Annotated in this window: 17 protein-coding genes; 8 read left to right on the top strand and 9 right to left on the bottom strand. The window is 72.9% G+C overall.

Annotated elements, in window-relative coordinates; all coding sequences use genetic code 11:
• Positions 1–4: 4 nt before the first annotated feature.
• Positions 5–1090 carry a family 43 glycosylhydrolase gene (locus ACSDG8_RS14130; protein ID WP_439427952.1) on the bottom strand — a complete coding sequence of 362 codons (1086 nt, stop codon included), beginning with the start codon at positions 1088–1090 and terminating at the stop codon, positions 5–7.
• Positions 1091–1369: 279 nt separating this feature from the next.
• On the opposite strand from ACSDG8_RS14130, the gene ACSDG8_RS14125 reads away from it, so the two are divergent.
• Both ACSDG8_RS14125 and ACSDG8_RS14120 read left to right on the top strand, forming a co-directional pair.
• Positions 1370–2146, top strand: a complete 777-nt coding sequence (locus ACSDG8_RS14125; RefSeq protein ID WP_439427951.1) for an HAD-IIB family hydrolase — start codon at positions 1370–1372, stop codon at positions 2144–2146.
• Positions 2147–2266: 120 nt separating this feature from the next.
• Positions 2267–4054 (top strand): adenylyl cyclase, encoded by a 1788-nt coding sequence (locus tag ACSDG8_RS14120; RefSeq protein ID WP_210895663.1) that lies wholly within the window; start codon positions 2267–2269, stop codon positions 4052–4054.
• A 46-nt stretch (positions 4055–4100) separates the two neighbouring features.
• Here ACSDG8_RS14120 and ACSDG8_RS14115 read toward each other — a convergent pair whose 3' ends face one another.
• From ACSDG8_RS14115 to ACSDG8_RS14105, 3 genes are all read right to left on the bottom strand, one after another.
• Positions 4101–4691: a ClpP family protease gene (locus ACSDG8_RS14115; protein WP_030501061.1), complete on the bottom strand. Its 591-nt coding sequence runs from the start codon at positions 4689–4691 to the stop codon at positions 4101–4103.
• Between the two features lie 125 nt (positions 4692–4816).
• On the bottom strand, positions 4817–5458 hold the full coding sequence (locus ACSDG8_RS14110; protein WP_439427950.1) for a helix-turn-helix domain-containing protein: 642 nt from the start codon (positions 5456–5458) through the stop codon (positions 4817–4819).
• Positions 5459–5562: 104 nt separating this feature from the next.
• Positions 5563–6741, bottom strand: coding sequence for a hypothetical protein (locus ACSDG8_RS14105; RefSeq protein WP_439427949.1), 1179 nt, complete (start codon positions 6739–6741; stop codon positions 5563–5565).
• A gap of 196 nt (positions 6742–6937) precedes the next feature.
• Between ACSDG8_RS14105 and ACSDG8_RS14100 the strand changes: the two genes are divergently transcribed.
• Complete coding sequence (locus ACSDG8_RS14100) at positions 6938–7951, top strand: potassium channel family protein (RefSeq protein ID WP_439427948.1); 1014 nt, start codon at positions 6938–6940, stop codon at positions 7949–7951.
• Positions 7952–7975: 24 nt separating this feature from the next.
• Here ACSDG8_RS14100 and ACSDG8_RS14095 read toward each other — a convergent pair whose 3' ends face one another.
• The gene (locus ACSDG8_RS14095; RefSeq protein WP_439427947.1) at positions 7976–8458 is read right to left on the bottom strand and encodes a MarR family winged helix-turn-helix transcriptional regulator; all 483 of its coding nucleotides are present in this window, start codon (positions 8456–8458) and stop codon (positions 7976–7978) included.
• An 86-nt stretch (positions 8459–8544) separates the two neighbouring features.
• On the opposite strand from ACSDG8_RS14095, the gene ACSDG8_RS14090 reads away from it, so the two are divergent.
• Positions 8545–9192 (top strand): FMN-dependent NADH-azoreductase, encoded by a 648-nt coding sequence (locus tag ACSDG8_RS14090; RefSeq protein WP_210895658.1) that lies wholly within the window; start codon positions 8545–8547, stop codon positions 9190–9192.
• 79 nt (positions 9193–9271) lie between these two features.
• Here the strand turns inward: ACSDG8_RS14090 and ACSDG8_RS14085 are convergent, their stop codons facing one another.
• The 3 genes from ACSDG8_RS14085 to ACSDG8_RS14075 form a co-directional block, all read right to left on the bottom strand.
• A complete protein-coding gene (locus ACSDG8_RS14085) occupies positions 9272–10306 on the bottom strand; it encodes a 2-oxoacid:ferredoxin oxidoreductase subunit beta (protein WP_135243168.1) in 1035 nt (344 codons plus the stop codon).
• Positions 10299–12146 carry a 2-oxoacid:acceptor oxidoreductase subunit alpha gene (locus ACSDG8_RS14080; protein ID WP_210895657.1) on the bottom strand — a complete coding sequence of 616 codons (1848 nt, stop codon included), beginning with the start codon at positions 12144–12146 and terminating at the stop codon, positions 10299–10301. The genes ACSDG8_RS14085 and ACSDG8_RS14080 overlap by 8 nt, the downstream gene beginning before the upstream one ends.
• Before the next feature lie 196 nt (positions 12147–12342).
• Positions 12343–13740, bottom strand: a complete 1398-nt coding sequence (locus ACSDG8_RS14075) for a hypothetical protein (protein ID WP_210895656.1) — start codon at positions 13738–13740, stop codon at positions 12343–12345.
• A 126-nt stretch (positions 13741–13866) separates the two neighbouring features.
• Between ACSDG8_RS14075 and ACSDG8_RS14070 the strand changes: the two genes are divergently transcribed.
• On the top strand, positions 13867–14244 hold the full coding sequence (locus tag ACSDG8_RS14070) for an NADH-quinone oxidoreductase subunit A (protein WP_073825659.1): 378 nt from the start codon (positions 13867–13869) through the stop codon (positions 14242–14244).
• Between the two features lie 4 nt (positions 14245–14248).
• Here the strand turns inward: ACSDG8_RS14070 and folP are convergent, their stop codons facing one another.
• Complete coding sequence (gene folP, locus ACSDG8_RS14065) at positions 14249–15118, bottom strand: dihydropteroate synthase (protein ID WP_210895655.1); 870 nt, start codon at positions 15116–15118, stop codon at positions 14249–14251.
• A gap of 152 nt (positions 15119–15270) precedes the next feature.
• Between folP and ACSDG8_RS14060 the strand changes: the two genes are divergently transcribed.
• The 3 genes from ACSDG8_RS14060 to ACSDG8_RS14050 are packed head-to-tail and all read left to right on the top strand — an operon-like array spanning position 15271 to position 16968.
• Entirely contained in the window at positions 15271–15849 is a 579-nt protein-coding gene (locus ACSDG8_RS14060) for a DivIVA domain-containing protein (protein ID WP_210895654.1), read from the top strand.
• Positions 15846–16346 carry an SRPBCC family protein gene (locus tag ACSDG8_RS14055; protein ID WP_210895653.1) on the top strand — a complete coding sequence of 167 codons (501 nt, stop codon included), beginning with the start codon at positions 15846–15848 and terminating at the stop codon, positions 16344–16346. The genes ACSDG8_RS14060 and ACSDG8_RS14055 overlap by 4 nt, the downstream gene beginning before the upstream one ends.
• A 37-nt stretch (positions 16347–16383) precedes the next feature.
• The gene (locus ACSDG8_RS14050; protein ID WP_210895652.1) at positions 16384–16968 is read left to right on the top strand and encodes a DNA-3-methyladenine glycosylase I; all 585 of its coding nucleotides are present in this window, start codon (positions 16384–16386) and stop codon (positions 16966–16968) included.
• Positions 16969–16989: the final 21 nt, after the last annotated feature.

Raw genomic sequence — 16989 nt, 5'->3', positions numbered from 1 at the left:
CGGACTACGAGACGAGGAAGCCGGACGAAGGGCGGGTCAGGACGCCGGTCATCGGGAAGCGGGTGGAGCCGTTCCACCAGTGCCACACCACGCGCTCGGTGCCGTCGGCGGCGTCGAAGACGTCCATCCCGCCGGGGCCCTGGTGGTTGCCGGGCAGGTCGCGGATCGGGTTGAGTCCGGCGCTGCCGGTGTAGCCGAAGAAGGGCCGGGACACGCCTTCGCGAATGGGGGTGCAGCGGGAGCCGGGCAGGGGAGTGGCGCCGCAGCGGGCGATGCCGGTGGAGTAGCGCGCGCTGTCCCAGTTGTTGCCCGAGTACATCAGGTACCAGTCGCCGTCGGCGGCCTTCCACATCGCCGGGTTCTCGACGACGTGCGTACCGCCGCTGGTCTTGGCGGTGTCCCAGGTGATGTCGGTGCTCTTGAGCATGTCCCGGCGGGTGTCCCAGATCGCGCGGCCCTCACCGTCGGTGCGGACGGTGGAGATGCCGGTCTCGGCCCCGCTGGCGATGGCGTCGTCCCGGTAGGTGACGTACAGGTTCCCGCCGGCCACGAAGGGGTTGGCGTCGAGGGCCCACCGGCCGGCGTCCGGACAGGCCCATTCGCCCTGGTTCTGGAAGGGGCCGCGGGCGCTGTCGGAGATGGCCCGTCCGATGCATTTCTGCCCGGAGCCCTTGCGGGAGGCGGTGTAGAACATGAAGAACCGGTTGCCGAAGCGGGCGACTCCGGGGGCCCAGACCGCGCCGCCGGGCTCGGCCCAGGCGCCCGGACCGGACGGCAGCGCGTCGTGCGAGGCGCAGTCGGCCATGCCGACGCTGCTGCCGGAGCCGTGGACGAGGACGGGTACGTACAGCCGGCCGGTCGCGCCGCAGCGCGCGCCGGTCCCGGCGCCGACCGTGGTGCCGTAGGTGACGTAGGAGCCGTCCTTCGCCAGCAGCGTGTCCGGGTCGGCCAGCGGGAAGGTGGACGAGCTCGCCAGGGTGGAAAAGTCGCTGCCGGGCGCGGCCGCGGCGGGCGCCCCTGCCGTCGTGCCGGCGAGCAGCGCGGTAGCCGCGAGGGCGGCGAACGTGCGCCGCGTCAGAAGAAATTTCACCGGACGTCCTCCATCGATGAAAGTAATTGACGACCGGAGGCTATCGATGGGTGGCGATGTCGTCAACGGCTCCGCGGGTGACCCGACGATCCGGCGGGCACGTCGGCCGCGCCCGCGCCGGCCGGTGGAAGCCCGCCGCGCGCGCCGGAGCCGCTGTTACGCTCCGTCAGGAGGGCCGCGCCGCACGGCGATCCCCTCCGGGTCGGGCCCTCAAGGTCGGCGCCAGGGTGCGTCGGTACCCTGCTAGTTCTGGCCTGTCCGCGACGACATGAGGTATTCGTGAACGATCTTCGAGTGGTGGCGTTCGACCTGGACGACACCCTGGCGATTTCCAAGTCCCAGATCGATCGTCGAATGGCGGAGCTGCTCGGCCACCTGCTCACCGAGGTGGACGTACTCATCATCTCCGGTGGTCGGTTCGAGCAGTTCCAGTCGCAGGTGCTCGCCCACCTCGACCTCACCGAGGAGCAGCGCGATCGGCTGCACCTGATGCCCACCTGCGGCACCCGGTACTACCGCTGGTCCGACGGGGACTGGCGGCAGGTCTACGCCGAGGACCTGAGCGAGGCCGACAAGGCGCGTGTCGTCACCGCGCTCACCGAGTCGGCGCAGGCGCTGGGTCTGTGGGAGGAGAAGACCTGGGGCGACATCATCGAGGACCGGGGCAGCCAGATCACGTTTTCCGCGCTGGGCCAGTCCGCCCCGCCGGCGGAGAAGTACGGCTGGGACCCGGACGGCGACAAGAAGCGGCGGCTGCGGGACGCGGTCGCGGCGAAGCTGCCCGACCTGGAGGTTCGCGGTGGCGGCTCGACCTCGATCGACGTCACCCGCAAGGGCGTGGACAAGGCGTACGGCATGCGCAAGCTGCTGGAGCACCTGGACCTGACCATCGACAACGTGCTCTTCGTGGGTGACCGGCTCGACGTGGGTGGCAACGACTACCCGGTCAAGGCCATGGACATCCGCTGCCACGCGGTCACCCGGTGGGAGGACACCGCCGACTACGTGGAGCGGCTCGTCGACGACCTGGTGAAGCAGCGCGCCGGGCGCGCCTGAGCACGACCCGCAGCAGAGCCCGCCGGTTCCGGAACCGGCGGGCTCTGGCGGTATCGACGGTGATGAGGTAGGAACAGCCGAGAGAGCGCTCTCCCGTCCCATCACCGAACAGGCAGGCAGATGAGATCACCCGACCCCTCCCGCCGCCGCTTCCTCACGCTCACCGCCTCCGCGGCGTCGCTCACCGCCCTCGGCCTCCCGGCCGGCGCCGCCGCCGCGTCCCCGGCCGCGCGTCCCGCCCGCGAGCCCGACTTCGGCCCGAACGTCTTCGTGTACGACCAGGACACGCCGGTCGAGGAAATCCAGTCCACGCTGGACCGGCTCTTCACCGCGCAGGAACGCAACGAGATGGGCTTCGACAGGTACGCCGTGCTGTTCAAGCCCGGCCGCTACGAGGTGGACGCCCGGCTCGGCTACTACACCACTGTCGCCGGTCTCGGCGCCCACCCGGACGACGTGGAGATCCACGGCGCGGTGCGGGTGGTCGGCCAGCCCGACCCGAACTCGCCCGCGGGCATCTCCGCGCTGACCAACTTCTGGCGTTCGGCGGAGAACCTCGCTGTCACCCCGACGGACTGGTCGAATCAGTGGGCCGTCTCGCAGGCGTCACCGATGCGGCGGGTGCACGTCAAGGGCGTGCTGTGGCTGGAACCCGGCAACGGCGGCTACTCCAGCGGCGGCTACATCGCCGACTCCAAGGTGGACGGCATCACCATCAACGGCTCCCAGCAGCAGTGGCTCACCCGGGACAGCGAACTCGGCGGCGAGTGGACAAACGGCGTGTGGAACCAGGTGTTCTCCGGCGTCATCGGCGCGCCCGCACAGGGCTTCCCCGATCCGCCGTACACCACGCTGCCGACCAGCCCGGTCACCCGGGAGAAGCCGTACCTGTTCGTCGACGCCCGGGGTGCCTGGCGGGTCGCCGTACCGCGCCTGCGCCGCGACACCGCCGGCACCACCTGGGCCGCCGGCGGCGCGCCGGTGCCGTCGCTGCCGCTGTCCGCGTTCTTCCTGGCCCGGCCCACCGACTCGGCCAAGCGGATCAACGCGGAACTCGCCCGCGGCCGGCACCTGCTGCTCACCCCCGGCGTCTACCACCTGGACCGGGCCCTGCGGGTACGCCGCCCGGACACCGTGGTGCTCGGCCTCGGCATGCCGAGCCTGGTGCCGGACCGCGGGGACGCGGCGCTGCGGATCGAGGACGTGGACGGGGTCCGCATCGCCGGAGTGCTGGTGGACGCCGGGCCGGTCGAGTCGCCGGTGCTGGTCGAGGTCGGTACCCGGCACTGCCACCGGTCGCACGCCACGAACCCGATCTCGCTCCAGGACGTCTTCTTCCGCATCGGCGGCCCGTACGCGGGGCGGGCGGTGACCAGCCTGGTGGTGCACAGCCGGCACACGCTGATCGACAACATCTGGGCCTGGCGCGGCGACCACGGCCGGGCCGGCACGATCGGCTGGACCGTGAACACCGCTGCCACCGGCGTGATCGTCAACGGCGACGACGTGACCGCGTACGGGCTGTTCGTCGAGCACTACCAGCGCTGGCAGACCATCTGGAACGGCGAGCGCGGCCGGACCGTGTTCTACCAGAGCGAGCTGCCCTACGACCCGCCGAGCCAGGCGGCCTGGCGCAGCCCGACCGGCAACGGCTGGGCCTCGTACAAGGTGGCCGACCACGTCCGCACGCACGAGGCGTGGGGGCTGGGCGTCTACTCGTACTTCAACCAGGGCGTGGACATCCGCTGCGACCGGGGGATCGAGGCGCCGCGCCGGGCCGGGGTGCGGTTCCACGACGCGATCACCGTGTTCCTCGACGGCAGCGGCGGGATCGAGCGCACGATCAACGACGTCGGCACCCCGGTCGTCGGCTCGTACGGCACCAGCACCGTGGTCAGCTACCCCTGACCGGCGTCGGGCGGCCCGGCCGGTGATCCGGCCGGGCCGTCCCGGCTCACCCGGCGAGCTGGTCGACGCGGGAGAGCACCTGGTCGATCAGGCCGTACTCGCGGGCCTCCTCGGCGGTGAACCAGCGGTCGCGGTCCCAGTCGCGCTGGATCTCCTCCAGCGTGCGCCCGCTGTGCCGGGCGATGAGTTCCTGCATGGTCCGCTTCACGTGCAGCATGTTCTCGGCCTGGATGGTGATGTCGGAGGCCGTGCCGCCCATCCCGCCGGAGGGCTGGTGCATCAGGATCCGCGTGTGCGGCAGCGCGAACCGCTTGCCGACCGCCCCGGCGCAGAGCAGGAACTGCCCCATCGAGCCGGCGATCCCGAGCGCCAACGTCGCCACGTCGTTCTTGACGTACCGCATGGTGTCGTAGACGGCCATGCCGGCGCTCACCGAGCCGCCGGGCGAGTTGATGTAGAGGAAGATGTCCCGCTCCGGGTCCTCGGCCGCGAGGAGCAGGATCTGCGCGCAGATCTGATTCGCCGACGCCTCGGTGACCTCGGTGCCGAGGAAGATGATCCGTTCCTTCAGCAGCCGTTCGAAGACCCGGTCGTCGAACGCCGGCTGCCGATCGTCGAGCATCCAGATGCCACCCATCGCCGCGCACCTCCGTACCGCCGGTGGGCGGTGGACCGCCCGGGAACCCGCGGTCTCCAGCGTCCGCCGGGCGCACGGTCGCGGCCCAGGCTTTCTGCCCGGGGCAGATCCGCCCTCGGCAGAAGCTACGCGGCGACCGGCCGCCGCCGGCCGGCGCGAGCCCGCCGCCGGGCCACCGTGACGGAGGTACGCGGACGGGGGCGGGCGGTCGGGGCGGAGGGAGCCGGCCAGATCCGGATGCCGCCACCGAACCCGATCGGCGTGGCGGCGTCGAGGGGCGCACCGAGCGGCGCCGGCCCCAGGCCGAAGGGCCGCAGCGCGCCGCCGAGCAGCGGCGTGGCGGTGACCGGCCGACGGGCGATGTGCGGCCGGAGCGAGACGGCGGGCCGGCGGGACACGGGCAGCCGGGGTGGCACGGCCGGCCGGCGGGTGACGGACAGCCTCGGCGGACCGACCCGCGCCTGCGGCCCGGTGCGCGCGACCGGCACCCGGTCGAACCGGGCCGCCGAGATCCCGGGGCCGACCGGCGTCGGCCGCTCGCGGCGCAGCTCGTCGCGTGCCTCTTCGAGCAGGTCGGCGAGGTGGATCCCGAGCGCGCGGCAGATCGCGGCCAGCACCTCGGAGGAGGCCTCCTTGCGCCCACGTTCGACCTCGGACAGATAGGGGAGGGAGACGCCGGCGGCCTGGGCCACCTCGCGCAGCGTGCGGCCCTGGCGCAGGCGGATGCGCCGGAGCACCCCGCCGATCACGCGTCGCAGCAACGACATGCCGGCCTCCTCGCGGTCGCCGTCCCGGATGTTCCCATCATGCCCCGCCCACGCGCCCGGCACCTGCCCGGTCGGCCCCCGTGTGCCGACCGGGCAGGGGTGGATCATCGCCAGACGACCGCGCGGGAGTGCCAGCTCGGCGAGGTGAAGTACGTCTGACCGACGATTACTCCGGCGTCGTTGACATTGATCGCGATGCTGCTCACGGCTCCGTCCGGCATGGGCAGCAGCTGGGATTCGGCGGTGGGTGAGGGCCAGATCATCGCCCGGTTCGCGGTGCCGTCGGTGCCGATCACCAGACCCGAGTCGTTCACGGCCTGCGCCGTCGGGGAGGGCGACGAGGTGGCCAGCCGGCGCATCGTCGTACCGTCCCAGAAGAAGGCGGCGAACTGGCCGTCGGCGGTCCAGCTGGTGCCGACCACCTGACCGAGGTCGTTGATGCCGTTCGCGTCGCTCGTGGGCCCGCCCAGGGTGCCCAGCGACCGCAGGACGCCGTCGCGCCAGACGAATGCCTGGTTGACGAAGGGCGGGTCGGTCCAGTCCTTGTATCCGTAGGTGCCCGCGACGGTACCGGCCTCGTTCACCGCGAGCGCGCTCGCGCCGGGCGGCGCGTCGATGGTGATCTCGGTGTTCCCGGTCCGGACGAACGGCCGCCGCCCGGAGAAGCTGTCGGTGACGTGGTAGACGCCGACCACCCGGTCACCCGCCGTGTCGTACGCGATGGAGAAGATGCCCCCGGTCAGGCCGAGATCCTGGATCTTCCCGTCCACCCAGGCCACGGCATGGCTGCTGCCGTCGGCCGCCTGGGCGGTGCCGACGATGCGTCCCCGCTCGTCGATCGCCTGGGCCAGGCTGTTCGGCCCGCCGAGCGTCCCCAGATCCTCGATCCGTCCGTCCACCCAGCGCACCGCGTGCCAGTAGCCGCCGGCCACCTGCGCCGACCCGACCACCACGCCGGCGCTGTTGACGTCCGCCGCCGAGCTGCCCCCGCCGAGTGTCGGCAGCAGCTCGACGGTCCGCTTCGCCGTCGGCATCGGCGCCGGCGTGGTGGCGGTCGGCGTACCCGTGGGCGACGGTGAGGCGGTCGGCGCCCCGGTGGCGGTCGGCGTGGGCGTCGGCGTCGGCGGCACGGTCGGTCGCGGAGAGATGGTCGGCGACGGGAGGACCGTGGGCTTCGGCCGGGTGGGCCGGGCCGTCCCCGGCGGCCGGTCCCCGGGCCGCCCGGCAGTCGCGGGCGGCGCCCCGGAGACGACCATCCCGAGCACCACTGCCAACGCTGTCACTGCCGCGCCTGTACGCATCCGACGCCCCCTCGTCACGATCGGTGAGTCATCAGTCTCACCCGCAGGCGCGTCGATGAATGTGACGAGATCCTTACCGATGGCGGCCCCGGGGTGGGCCTGCGGCCCAGGCAGCCGGCTCGGGGCGTACCCGCTATCTTGAGGGCGTGCAGGCGACGGTGGCGGAGCGGGACCGACGGTGATCCATTTTCCCGCGCAACGGCGGGGGCCACTGAGCGCGCTGAGTCTGCGCCTGCTCGCCGCCCTCGGCCTGGTCTTCGCCACGGTGTTCGTGGTGTGGCTCGACCGCGACGGCTACCGCGACGTCGACGAGAGCGGCCTGACCCTGCTCGACTGCTTCTACTACGTGGTGGTCTCGCTCTCCACCACCGGGTACGGCGACATCACGCCGGTCAGTCCGTCGGCGCGCCTGGCAAACGTCCTGTTCGTCACCCCCGCCCGGGTGCTCTTCCTGATCATCCTGGTCGGCACCACCCTGGAAGTCCTGACCGAGCAGTACCGCACCGGGCGTCGCCTGTCGCGGTGGAGGAGAACCGTGAAGGACCACGTCATCATCTGCGGCTACGGCACCAAGGGCCGCAGCGCGGTCACCGCCCTGCTGGAGAACGGTACGGACAAGGCCAGGATCGTGGTGGTCGAGCGCAGTGGGCCGGCGCTGCGGCAGGCCACCTCGAACGGCCTGGTGACGATCGAGGGCTCGGCGACCCGCTCGTCGGTGCTTGAGCAGGCGCACGTGCGTACCGCGAAGGCGGTCATCATCGCGACCGACAGCGACGACGCCTCGGTGCTGGTGGCGCTCACCGTCCGGCAGCTCACCGCCGGCCAGGTGCGGATCATCGCGGCGGTACGCGAGGCGGAGAACGCGCCGCTGCTCAAGCAGAGCGGCGCGCACCACGTGATCGTCTCGTCGGCCACGGCCGGGCGGCTGCTCGGCCTCTCCACTTCGGCCCCGCCCCTGATCGACGTGGTGGAGGACCTGCTCACCCCGGGTCAGGGCATGGCGCTGGCGATGCGGTCGGCCGAGCGCGCCGAGGTGGGGCGTTCGCCGCGTGAGCTGGAATCGCTCGTCATCGCGCTGGTCCGCCGGGGCAAGGTGGTCACGCTCAACGATCGTGCCGCCGCCGTGATCGAGACCGGCGACATGCTGGTCCACGTCCGGGACGACCGCCCGCAGGCCACCACCGCGCTCTGACCGGCCCCGGCTGAGCGCGAATGCTCAGCAGGCGCCCGGGCCGCCTTCCGCGAGCACTTCGCCGCAGGTCGACGACCGGCCCTGGGTGGCCCGTCGCAGCAGGTCGTAGAGCATGTCCCGCTCGCCGGGCGCCAGCGCGCCGAGGACCTCCTCCTCGGCTCCGGCGAGCGCGCACTCCGCCTCGCGCAGTCGCTGCGTGCCCGCCTCGGTGAGGCGTACCTCGTGCCGGCGACGGTCCTCCGGTGAGCGGCGGCGCTCGGCCAGACCGTCCGACTCCAGGTCGTTGAGCAGCCCGACCACGTTCGTGCTGTCGAGCTGGAGCGTGCCGGCCAGCGCCTGCTGGCTGATCCCGCCGGAGTCGCGCAGCACGGTGAGCGCCACCAGGTGGCGGGGGCGCAGGCCCAGCGGGGCCAGCACCGACTCCGAGCGCAGCCGCATCCGCCGGGCCAGGTGATCGAGCAGGGGCCCGGAGCGGCGCTCGGACTCCTCGACCTGTGCGGCGGACATGTGACCCAGTCTACGCGGTCCGCGGAACATCGACCTGCTATAAATAGTTGGTCCTACACGAACGATCGTCGGAGGAGAAACCACCAATGGCACACCTACTGCACATCGACTCCAGCATCACCGGGGAGCGGTCGATCAGCCGGCGGCTCACCGCCCGTGCCGCCGCCGCCTGGCGCGCCGCCCACCCGGACGGCACCGTCACCTACCGCGACCTGGGCCAGAACCCGCTGCCGCACCTGGACGCCGCGAGCGGTCTCGCGCGCATGGTGCCGCCGGATCAGCACACCCCCGAGCAGGCGGCGTCCTGGCGGCTGACCGAGGAGGTCGTGGCCGAGGTGAAGCAGGCCGACACGGTCCTGCTCGGGCTCCCGCTCTACAACTACGGCGCCCCCAGCAGCGTGAAGTCCTGGGTCGACCACCTGATCGCCCCCGGCATCGCCTACGACCCGGTGACGAACGCCGGGCTGCTCGGCGACCGCCAGTTCGTCGTCCTGGTCAGCCGCGGCGGCGGGTACGGCGCGGGCACGCCCCGGGAGGGCTGGGACCACGCCGAGCCGTGGCTGCCGCACGGCCTGTCGCTGACCGGCCTGGAGCCGCGGTTCATCTGCGCCGAGCTGACCCTGGCGCCGGTCAACCCGGCGATGGCCGAGCTGATCCCGCTGTTCGAGCAGAGCCTCGCCGCCGCCGAGCGGGCCGTCGACGAGCTGTGGGTGCCCGCCTCGGCGGCCGCCTGACCGGGCTGCGTCACAGGCGAAGGGCGGGCCGCTCCACGGGGGAGCGGCCCGCCCTCTCGCATGACGGGTCAGCGGCGGATCAGAGGATCGTCCAGGTGTCGCCGCTGCCGAGCAGCGCGGCGAGCTGCTGCTCCGGGGTCTTGTCGACGGTGGCCTTGGCGGCCGCGACCTGCTCCTGCACCACGCTGTCGTACGAGGGGCGGCCCACCGAACGGAACACCCCGATCGGGGTGTTGCTCAGGTCGAGGCCGGGCAGCCGGGACAGCGCGAACGCGTACGCCGGGTCGGCGACGCCCGCGTCGTGCACGACGATCTCCTCGGCCGGGGTGTTCGCGGTCTCCCGGACCTCCAGGCCGAAGCCACCCGGCGGGTGCACGACGCAGAACTGCCCGTCCTTGCCGAACGTGATCGGCTGCCCGTGCTCCAGCCGGATCAGGAAGTCGTCCCGGGTGGCCGGCTCCTTCAGCGGGTCGAACGCGCCGTCGTTGAAGATGTTGCAGTTCTGGTAGATCTCCACGAACGCCGAGCCCTCGTGCTGGGCGGCGGCCCGCAGCACCGACTGGAGGTGCTTGCGGTCCGAGTCGATCGTCCGGGCCACGAACGTGGCCTCGGCGCCGAGCGCCAGCGACAGCGGGTTGAACGGGGCGTCCGCCGAGCCGACCGGCGTCGACTTGGTGATCTTGCCGACCTCGGAGGTCGGCGAGTACTGGCCCTTGGTCAACCCGTAGATCCGGTTGTTGAACAGCAGGATCTTCAGGTTCACGTTGCGGCGCAGCGCGTGGATCAGGTGGTTGCCGCCGATGGAGAGCGCGTCGCCGTCACCGGTGACCACCCAGACCGACAGGTCCGGCCGGGACACCGACAGGCCGGTGGCGATCGCCGGGGCGCGGCCGTGGATCGAGTGCATCCCGTACGTGTTCATGTAGTACGGGAAGCGCGACGAGCAGCCGATGCCCGAGACGAAGACGATGTTCTCCCGGGGGATGTTCAGCTCCGGCATGAAGCCCTGCACGGCCGCCAGGATGGCGTAGTCGCCGCAGCCGGGGCACCAGCGCACCTCCTGGTCGGACTTGAAGTCCTTGGCGGTGAGCTTGAGGGCGACGGGCTCAGACATTCTTCAGGACCTCTTCCAGCATCGTCTCCAGCTCGGCGGCGGTGAACGGCAGGCCGCGGACCTGGTTGTAGCCGATCGCGTCGACCAGGTAGCGCGCCCGGATGACGTGCGCGAGCTGGCCGAGGTTCATCTCCGGGACGACCACCTTGTCGTACCGCGCCAGCACCTCGCCGAGGTTGGCCGGCATCGGGGCCAGGTGCCGCAGGTGCGCCTGGGCCACCGAGAGCCCGCGCTGGCGCAGGCCACGGCAGGCCGCGCCGATCGGGCCGTACGTCGAGCCCCAGCCGAGCACCAGCACCCGGGCGTCGCCGTCCGGGTCCTCCACCTCGATGTCCGGCACCGGGATGGTCTCGATCCGGGCCGCCCGGGTCCGCACCATGAAGTCGTGGTTGGCCGGGTCGTACGAGATGTCGCCGGTCTTGTCGGCCTTCTCCAGACCGCCGATCCGGTGCTCCAGGCCGGCGGTGCCGGGCACCGCCCACGGACGGGCCAGCGTCTGCGGGTCCCGCAGGTAGGGCAGGAACGTGGTGCCGTCCTCGCCGTTGGGCTTCGTGGCGAACTCGACCCGCAGGTCGGGCAGCGACTCCACGTCCGGCAGCAGCCACGGCTCGGAGCCGTTGGCGACGTAGTTGTCCGACAGCAGGATCACCGGCGTGCGGTAGGTCAGCGCGATCCGGGCCGCCTCCAGCGCCGCGTGGAAGCAGTCCGACGGCGACTTCGGCGCGATCACCGCGACCGGCGCCTCGCCGTGCCGGCCGTACAGGGCCATGTTCAGGTCGGCCTGCTCGGTCTTGGTGGGCATGCCGGTGGACGGCCCGGCCCGCTGCACGTCGACGATGACCAGCGGCAGCTCCAGCGCCACCGCCAGGGAGATCGTCTCGCTCTTCAGCGCCACACCGGGACCGCTCGTCGTGGTGACGCCGAGCGAGCCGCCGTACGACGCCCCGAGCGCGGCACCGACCGCGGCGATCTCGTCCTCGGCCTGCATGGTGACCACGCCGAACTTCTTGTGCTTGCTCAGCTCGTGCAGGATGTCCGAGGCCGGCGTGATCGGGTACGCGCCGAGGAACACCGGCAGCCCGGAACGCACTCCGGCGGCCACCAGGCCCAGCGACAGCGCCGCGTTGCCGGTGATGTTGCGGTAGGTGCCGGGCAGCATCTTCGCCGGCTTGACCTCGTACCGGACGGAGAAGTCCTCGGTGGTCTCGCCGAAGTTCCAGCCGGCCCGGAACGCGGCCACGTTCGCCGCGACCAGCTCGGGGCGGGCCGCGAACTTGCGCTCCAGGAAGCGCAGCGTGGACTCGTACGGGCGGGAGTACATCCAGCTCAGCAGCCCGAGCGCGAACATGTTCTTGGCCCGCTCGGCGTCCTTCTTGGAGACGTCGTGCTCGGCCAGCGCGCCGATCGTCATCGAGGTGAGCGCCACCGGGTGCACGGCGTACCCGGCGAGCGAGTCGTCGTCCAGCGGGCTGGTCGCGTAGCCGACCTTGGCCAGGTTGCGCCGGGTGAACTCGTCGGTGTTGACGATGATGTCCGCCCCGCGCGGCAGGTCGGCCAGGTTGGCCTTCAGCGCGGCCGGGTTCATCGCCACCAGCACGTTCGGCGCGTCACCCGGGGTCAGGATGTCGTAGTCGGCGAAGTGCACCTGGAAGCTCGACACTCCGGGGAGGGTGCCGGCGGGCGCGCGGATCTCGGCGGGGAAGTTGGGCAACGTGGAGATGTCGTTGCCCAGCTGCGCCGTCTCCGACGTGAACCGGTCGCCGGTGAGCTGCATGCCGTCGCCGGAGTCCCCGGCGAACCGGATGACCACCCGGTCCAGTTGACGGATCTGCTTGGTCACACCCGCACCTCGCTTCGCTGAGCGCCGTCGCCCCTGCCGGCCCGGCCCGCTCCGATTCTCACGTCAGAGCCTACGTCGCCACGTTAGGGCCACCTTGGTCGAGGTCCGACGTATGGGACTGGTTCGGGCCGCTGTATGCCCCGCTTTGCAGGGTTTAGTACCTGGGTCCGTAACCCAGATCACCACACATCCATGATCACCTGTCGGTGACCGGCGGCTCCGGCACCGTGATGTCGCTGCGGCGGCGCAGCGAACGGGTCGCCAGCGTCAGCGCGAGCACGACCAGGAGGCCGGACACGGCGATCAGCGCGATCGCGGTCCGCCGGATCGAGGCGTCGTCGTCGGCCGGCCCGCCGCCCGCGGCGAGCACGCCCTGCGAGGCGGTCGGACCCGGCGCGCCCACCGGCGGGGTGGCGTCCGCCGCGGCGGCGCTGATCCGGAAGCTCATCTGCACCTGCCGGTCCCGCCCGCTGCGCGGCTCCAGCCGGCCGATCACCGCGCCGGCCAGCGGGGCCCGGCGCTGCGCCTCGGCCGACGCGGCGAGCGTCAACCGCAGGGTCGCGGTCCGGCCGGCCGGCAGGACGCCCAGCTCGCACCGGGTCCGGTCGGCGGTCACCGCGGCGCAGCCGTTGCCGGTGTCGCCGACAGTCACGCCGGCCGGCAGGAGCACCTCGATGCGGCCCGCGGCGTCGACCGCGCCGGTGTTGCCGAGCCGGACGGTGAGCGTGCTGGGCGCGCCGCTGATGTCGAACAGCACCTCGTCGGCGCGCAGCGAGATCCCGGGCACCGGGGGCCCGGGCGGAAAGAGCACCGGGAAGCCCTCGTCGTCGTACGCCGCTCCGCTGACCCCGGGCGCGACGGCGGTGACCTGCACGGAACCGGTCAGCGGCATGGTGCGCCAGGCGTCGCCGTCGACCCGTACCCGGATGGTCGCGCTGAACCGCGCGCCCGGCTCGGCGTCCCACCCGACGCAGCGGTGGTTGCCGCCGCCGGTCGACTGGCAGCCCGGCGTGCCCGCGTCGGTCAGCCCGGGCGGCAGCGTGTAGCCGAGGGTGATCCGCTCCGCCCGCCCGCCGGTGTTCGTCACGGTCACCCGCAGCGTGGTCACCGTGCTGTCCGCATTCCAGTAGTCGGGCGTGAGCACCACGTCCTCGGTGTTCACCCGTACCCCGAGCGGCCCGCCGGGCGGCTGGGCCGAGGGCGGCGGCGGAGGCTGGACGGGCGGCACGACCGGCGGCGGCGCGGTGGTGCCCGGGGCCGCGGTGGTCGGCGCCGGCTCGGCGGGCGCGCTGCTGACCGGCGGAGCGGGCGCGGTGGTGACCGGCGGCGGAGGCGTGCTCGGCGGCGGCGGCGCCTCGGTGGGCGGCGGAGCCGGCGAACTGGTCGCCGGGTCCGCGGTGGGGACCGGTTCGGTCGGCTCGCCGGCCGGATCGCCGGGCTCGACCACCCGGGCCGGCGCGGCCGGACCCCCGGCGGCGGCCGTCGCACCGGCCGGCGCCACCGCTACCAACGCCGCGACCAGCGCGGGCGCCAGCAGCGCGAGGGTACGGCGGAGCGCGGCCCGCCGAACGGGTCGAACGCGCAGGCGGGCCATCTGTCCTCCGGGACGGGTCAAGGGTGTCTCATTATTCGGTGATGCTTGTCTTGTGGCACTAGTCCTGCCAGGAAACGAATTCGTAACGTGTCCGGGACATCTGGACCGGGCCGGTACGCTCCGGTCGTGACCGGATATCTCGGCTCGTACGCCACGCTCGGTCTGCTGCTGCTCGCCGCCGTGCTCTTCTTCGTGACGGCGTTCTCCGCGAACCGGGTGTTACGTCCGAGCCGTCCGGCCGAGCCGTGGGGCAAGCGCGCCACGTACGAGTGCGGCATCGACCCGGTCGGCGGCGACTGGGCCCAGATGCAGATCAGGTACTACGTCTACGCCTACCTGTACGTGCTCTTCGCGGTCGAGGCCGTCTTCCTGTTCCCGTGGGCGCTGGTGTTCGACCGGCCCGGCTTCGGGGCCACCACTGTCGTCGAGATGGGCGTCTTCGTGTCGATCGTCGCGCTCGGCATCCTCTACGCCTGGCGGCGCGGCGTCCTGCGCTGGACCTGACCCGTCAGGCCAGCCCGCGCCGGGTCACCGCCGGCGGCCGGTCGCCCCGGATCGAGGCCACCATGTCCAGCACCCGGCGGGTCTGGCGTACCTGGTGGGCGCGGAACACCCGGGCGCCGAGCCACGCCGAGACCGCGGTGGCGGCGAGCGTCCCCTCCAGCCGCTCGGGCACCGGCAGGTCGAGCGTCTCGCCGATGAAGTCCTTGTTCGACAGGGCCACCAGCAGCGGCCAGCCGGTGGCGGTCAGCTCCGCCAGCCGCCGGGTGATCTCCAACGAGTGCCGGGTGTTCTTGCCGAAGTCGTGCGCCGGGTCGATCAGGATGCCGTCCCGGCGCACACCCAGCCCGGCCGCGCGTTCGGCCAGCCCGGTCACCGTTGCGACCACGTCGGCCACCACGTCGTCGAAGGCGGCCCGGTGCGGCCGGGTACGCGGGGCGAGCCCGCCGGCGTGCGAGCAGACCAGCCCGGCGCCGGTCGCCGCGGCCACCCGGGCCAGCGCCGGATCCGCCCCCGACCAGGTGTCGTTGAGCAGGTCCGCGCCGGCCGCCACCGCCTCCACCGCCACCTCGGCCCGCCAGGTGTCGATGGAGATGACCACGTCGGGGAACGCGGAGCGGACCGCGGCGATGGTGTCCACCGTGCGCCGGATCTCCTCGGCCACGTTCACCTCGTCGCCCGGGCCGGCCTTCACCCCGCCGATGTCGATGATCTCCGCGCCCTCGTCCACCGCGCGCTCCACCGCGCGCAGCGCGCTGTCCTGCGCGAAGGTGGCGCCCCGGTCGAAGAACGAGTCCGGAGTGCGGTTGACGATCGCCATCACCACCAGCTCACCGGGGCCGAACGTCCGTCCGCCCAGCCGCAACGCCCCGGTCATGCCCGCCTCCTCGTGGCCCGCCCTCGCCGGCCGGTCCGACGCTATCCGGTCCCCTCCGCGCCACCGGTTCCGGTCCCGTGCGCCGGACGCAATTAACGACCGGACGTCTCGGAGGGCTCGCCCGATCCGGGCCCGCATGCCACGATCTGTGCATGGGTGAGGTTCTGCTCCTCTTGGTCGTCGCGCTGACAGTCGCGGCGGTGGTGTTCGGGGTGACGGTGCTGGTCTCCGGCAAGGATCCGGGCCTGACACCGGCCGAGCCGGACGGGCAGGCCGTGCCCCTGCCGGGCAGCCGTCCGCTCGACGAGTCGGACGTGACCGGCGTCCGCTTCGACACGGCGCTGCGTGGCTACCGGATGGCCCAGGTCGACTCCGCGCTGCGCCGGGCGGCATACGACATCGGCTACAAGTCCGAGCTGATCAGCGTGCTGGAGGCGGAGAACGCCGCCCTGCGCGACGGGCGCACCGAGGACGCCGACGCGCTGCGCCGGGCACGTGAGGAGGCCGCCGCGACCCGGCCCGAGACGGACCCGGCCGTCGACACGTCCGACGCGGAGCCGGTGGTGATCGACCTGTCCGCGCCGGAGCGCCCGGGCGCGGCCGAGGCGGGCGTGGCGGAGGCCCCCGCCGCCGCGGCGACCGAGGACACCGTCGACCCGGCCAACGGGATCGCCGCCGGCGGCGACTCCGACCGGGAGCGCGGGCCGGTGGTCCGGTCGGAGTCGGCGTGACCGGCGGCGGCCGGCCGGCGGACGACTTCACCGAGGCGTCCCGGCGCGGCGCGGGCGAGGTCACCGCCACGGTGATCGTCGACGCGCCGGCCGACCGGGTCTTCGCCGCGCTGACCGACTGGGAGCGCCAGTCGGACTGGATCCCGCTGACCCGGGTCCGGGTGGTCGAGGGCGACGGCGGCGAGGGCAGCCTGGTCGAGGCGGTCACCGCGCTCGGCCCGGCCGTGCTCCGCGACGAGATGCGTGTGGTCCGCGTCGACGCCCCGTACGAGGTCGGGGTGGTGCACTGCGGCAAGCTGCTGCGCGGCCCCGGCGTGCTGCGCTGCACCCCGATGGACCGCGACCGCACCCAGGTGGTCTGGCACGAGTGGTTCCACCTGCCGGGCGGCCCGGCGGGGCGGGTGGCCTGGCCGGTGCTCTGGCCCGGCTCGAAGTTCAGCCTGACCCAGGCGTTGAAGAAGTTCGCCCGGCTGGTCGAGCAGGGCCGCCTGCCCTGACCCGGGTTTGTCGGTGGGCTGACCTACCGTGGACGCCGTGACTGACCTGGTGACCGGCCCCGACGGGCTGCCGCGCTGCGCGTGGGGAGCGAGCACCCCCGACTACGCCGTCTACCACGACGAGGAGTGGGGCCGGCCGCTGCGTGGCGACGACGCGCTCTACGAGCGGCTGACGCTGGAGGCGTTCCAGTCCGGCCTGTCCTGGCTGACCATCCTGCGCAAGCGGCAGGCGTTCCGGGACGCCTTCGCCGAGTTCCGGATCGAGCGGGTGGCCCGCTACGGCGAGGCCGACGTGGCCCGGCTGATGGCCGACGCCGGGATCGTCCGCAACCGGGCCAAGATCGAGGCGGCGATCGCCAACGCCCGCGCCGCGTCGGAGCTGCCCGAGGGCCTCTCCGCGCTGCTCTGGTCCTTCGCGCCCCCGCCCCGCGCGGCGCGCCCCCGGTCCTTCGCCGAGGTGCCGGCCACCAGCCCGGAGTCCGTCGCGATGGCCAAGGCGCTCAAGAAGCGCGGCTTCCGGTTCGTCGGCCCCACCACCGCCTACGCGCTGATGCAGGCCACCGGCATGGTCGACGACCACCTGGCCGACTGCCACGTGAGCGGTGACCGGGCCGGGGTGTGACGGAGTCCGCGACCTCCGGCG

It is taken from the genome of Micromonospora sp. LA-10, from assembly GCF_051853095.1.
Taxonomy (GTDB): Bacteria; Actinomycetota; Actinomycetes; order Mycobacteriales; family Micromonosporaceae; genus Micromonospora; species Micromonospora echinospora_A.
Note: the sequence above shows the minus strand (reverse complement) of the source record. Positions and strands in the feature narration are given on the sequence as shown.

Coding starts and splice junctions, on each gene's coding strand:
- ACSDG8_RS14115 (WP_030501061.1), bottom strand. CDS start 4,691: ATGGGTGGCATCTGGATGCTCGACGATCGGCAGCCGGCGTTCGACGAC.
- folP (WP_210895655.1), bottom strand. CDS start 15,118: ATGACCGGGGCGTTGCGGCTGGGCGGACGGACGTTCGGCCCCGGTGAG.
- ACSDG8_RS14090 (WP_210895658.1), top strand. CDS start 8,545: ATGGCACACCTACTGCACATCGACTCCAGCATCACCGGGGAGCGGTCG.
- ACSDG8_RS14120 (WP_210895663.1), top strand. CDS start 2,267: ATGAGATCACCCGACCCCTCCCGCCGCCGCTTCCTCACGCTCACCGCC.
- ACSDG8_RS14110 (WP_439427950.1), bottom strand. CDS start 5,458: ATGTCGTTGCTGCGACGCGTGATCGGCGGGGTGCTCCGGCGCATCCGC.
- ACSDG8_RS14095 (WP_439427947.1), bottom strand. CDS start 8,458: ATGTCCGCCGCACAGGTCGAGGAGTCCGAGCGCCGCTCCGGGCCCCTG.
- ACSDG8_RS14085 (WP_135243168.1), bottom strand. CDS start 10,306: ATGTCTGAGCCCGTCGCCCTCAAGCTCACCGCCAAGGACTTCAAGTCC.
- ACSDG8_RS14060 (WP_210895654.1), top strand. CDS start 15,271: ATGGGTGAGGTTCTGCTCCTCTTGGTCGTCGCGCTGACAGTCGCGGCG.
- ACSDG8_RS14075 (WP_210895656.1), bottom strand. CDS start 13,740: ATGGCCCGCCTGCGCGTTCGACCCGTTCGGCGGGCCGCGCTCCGCCGT.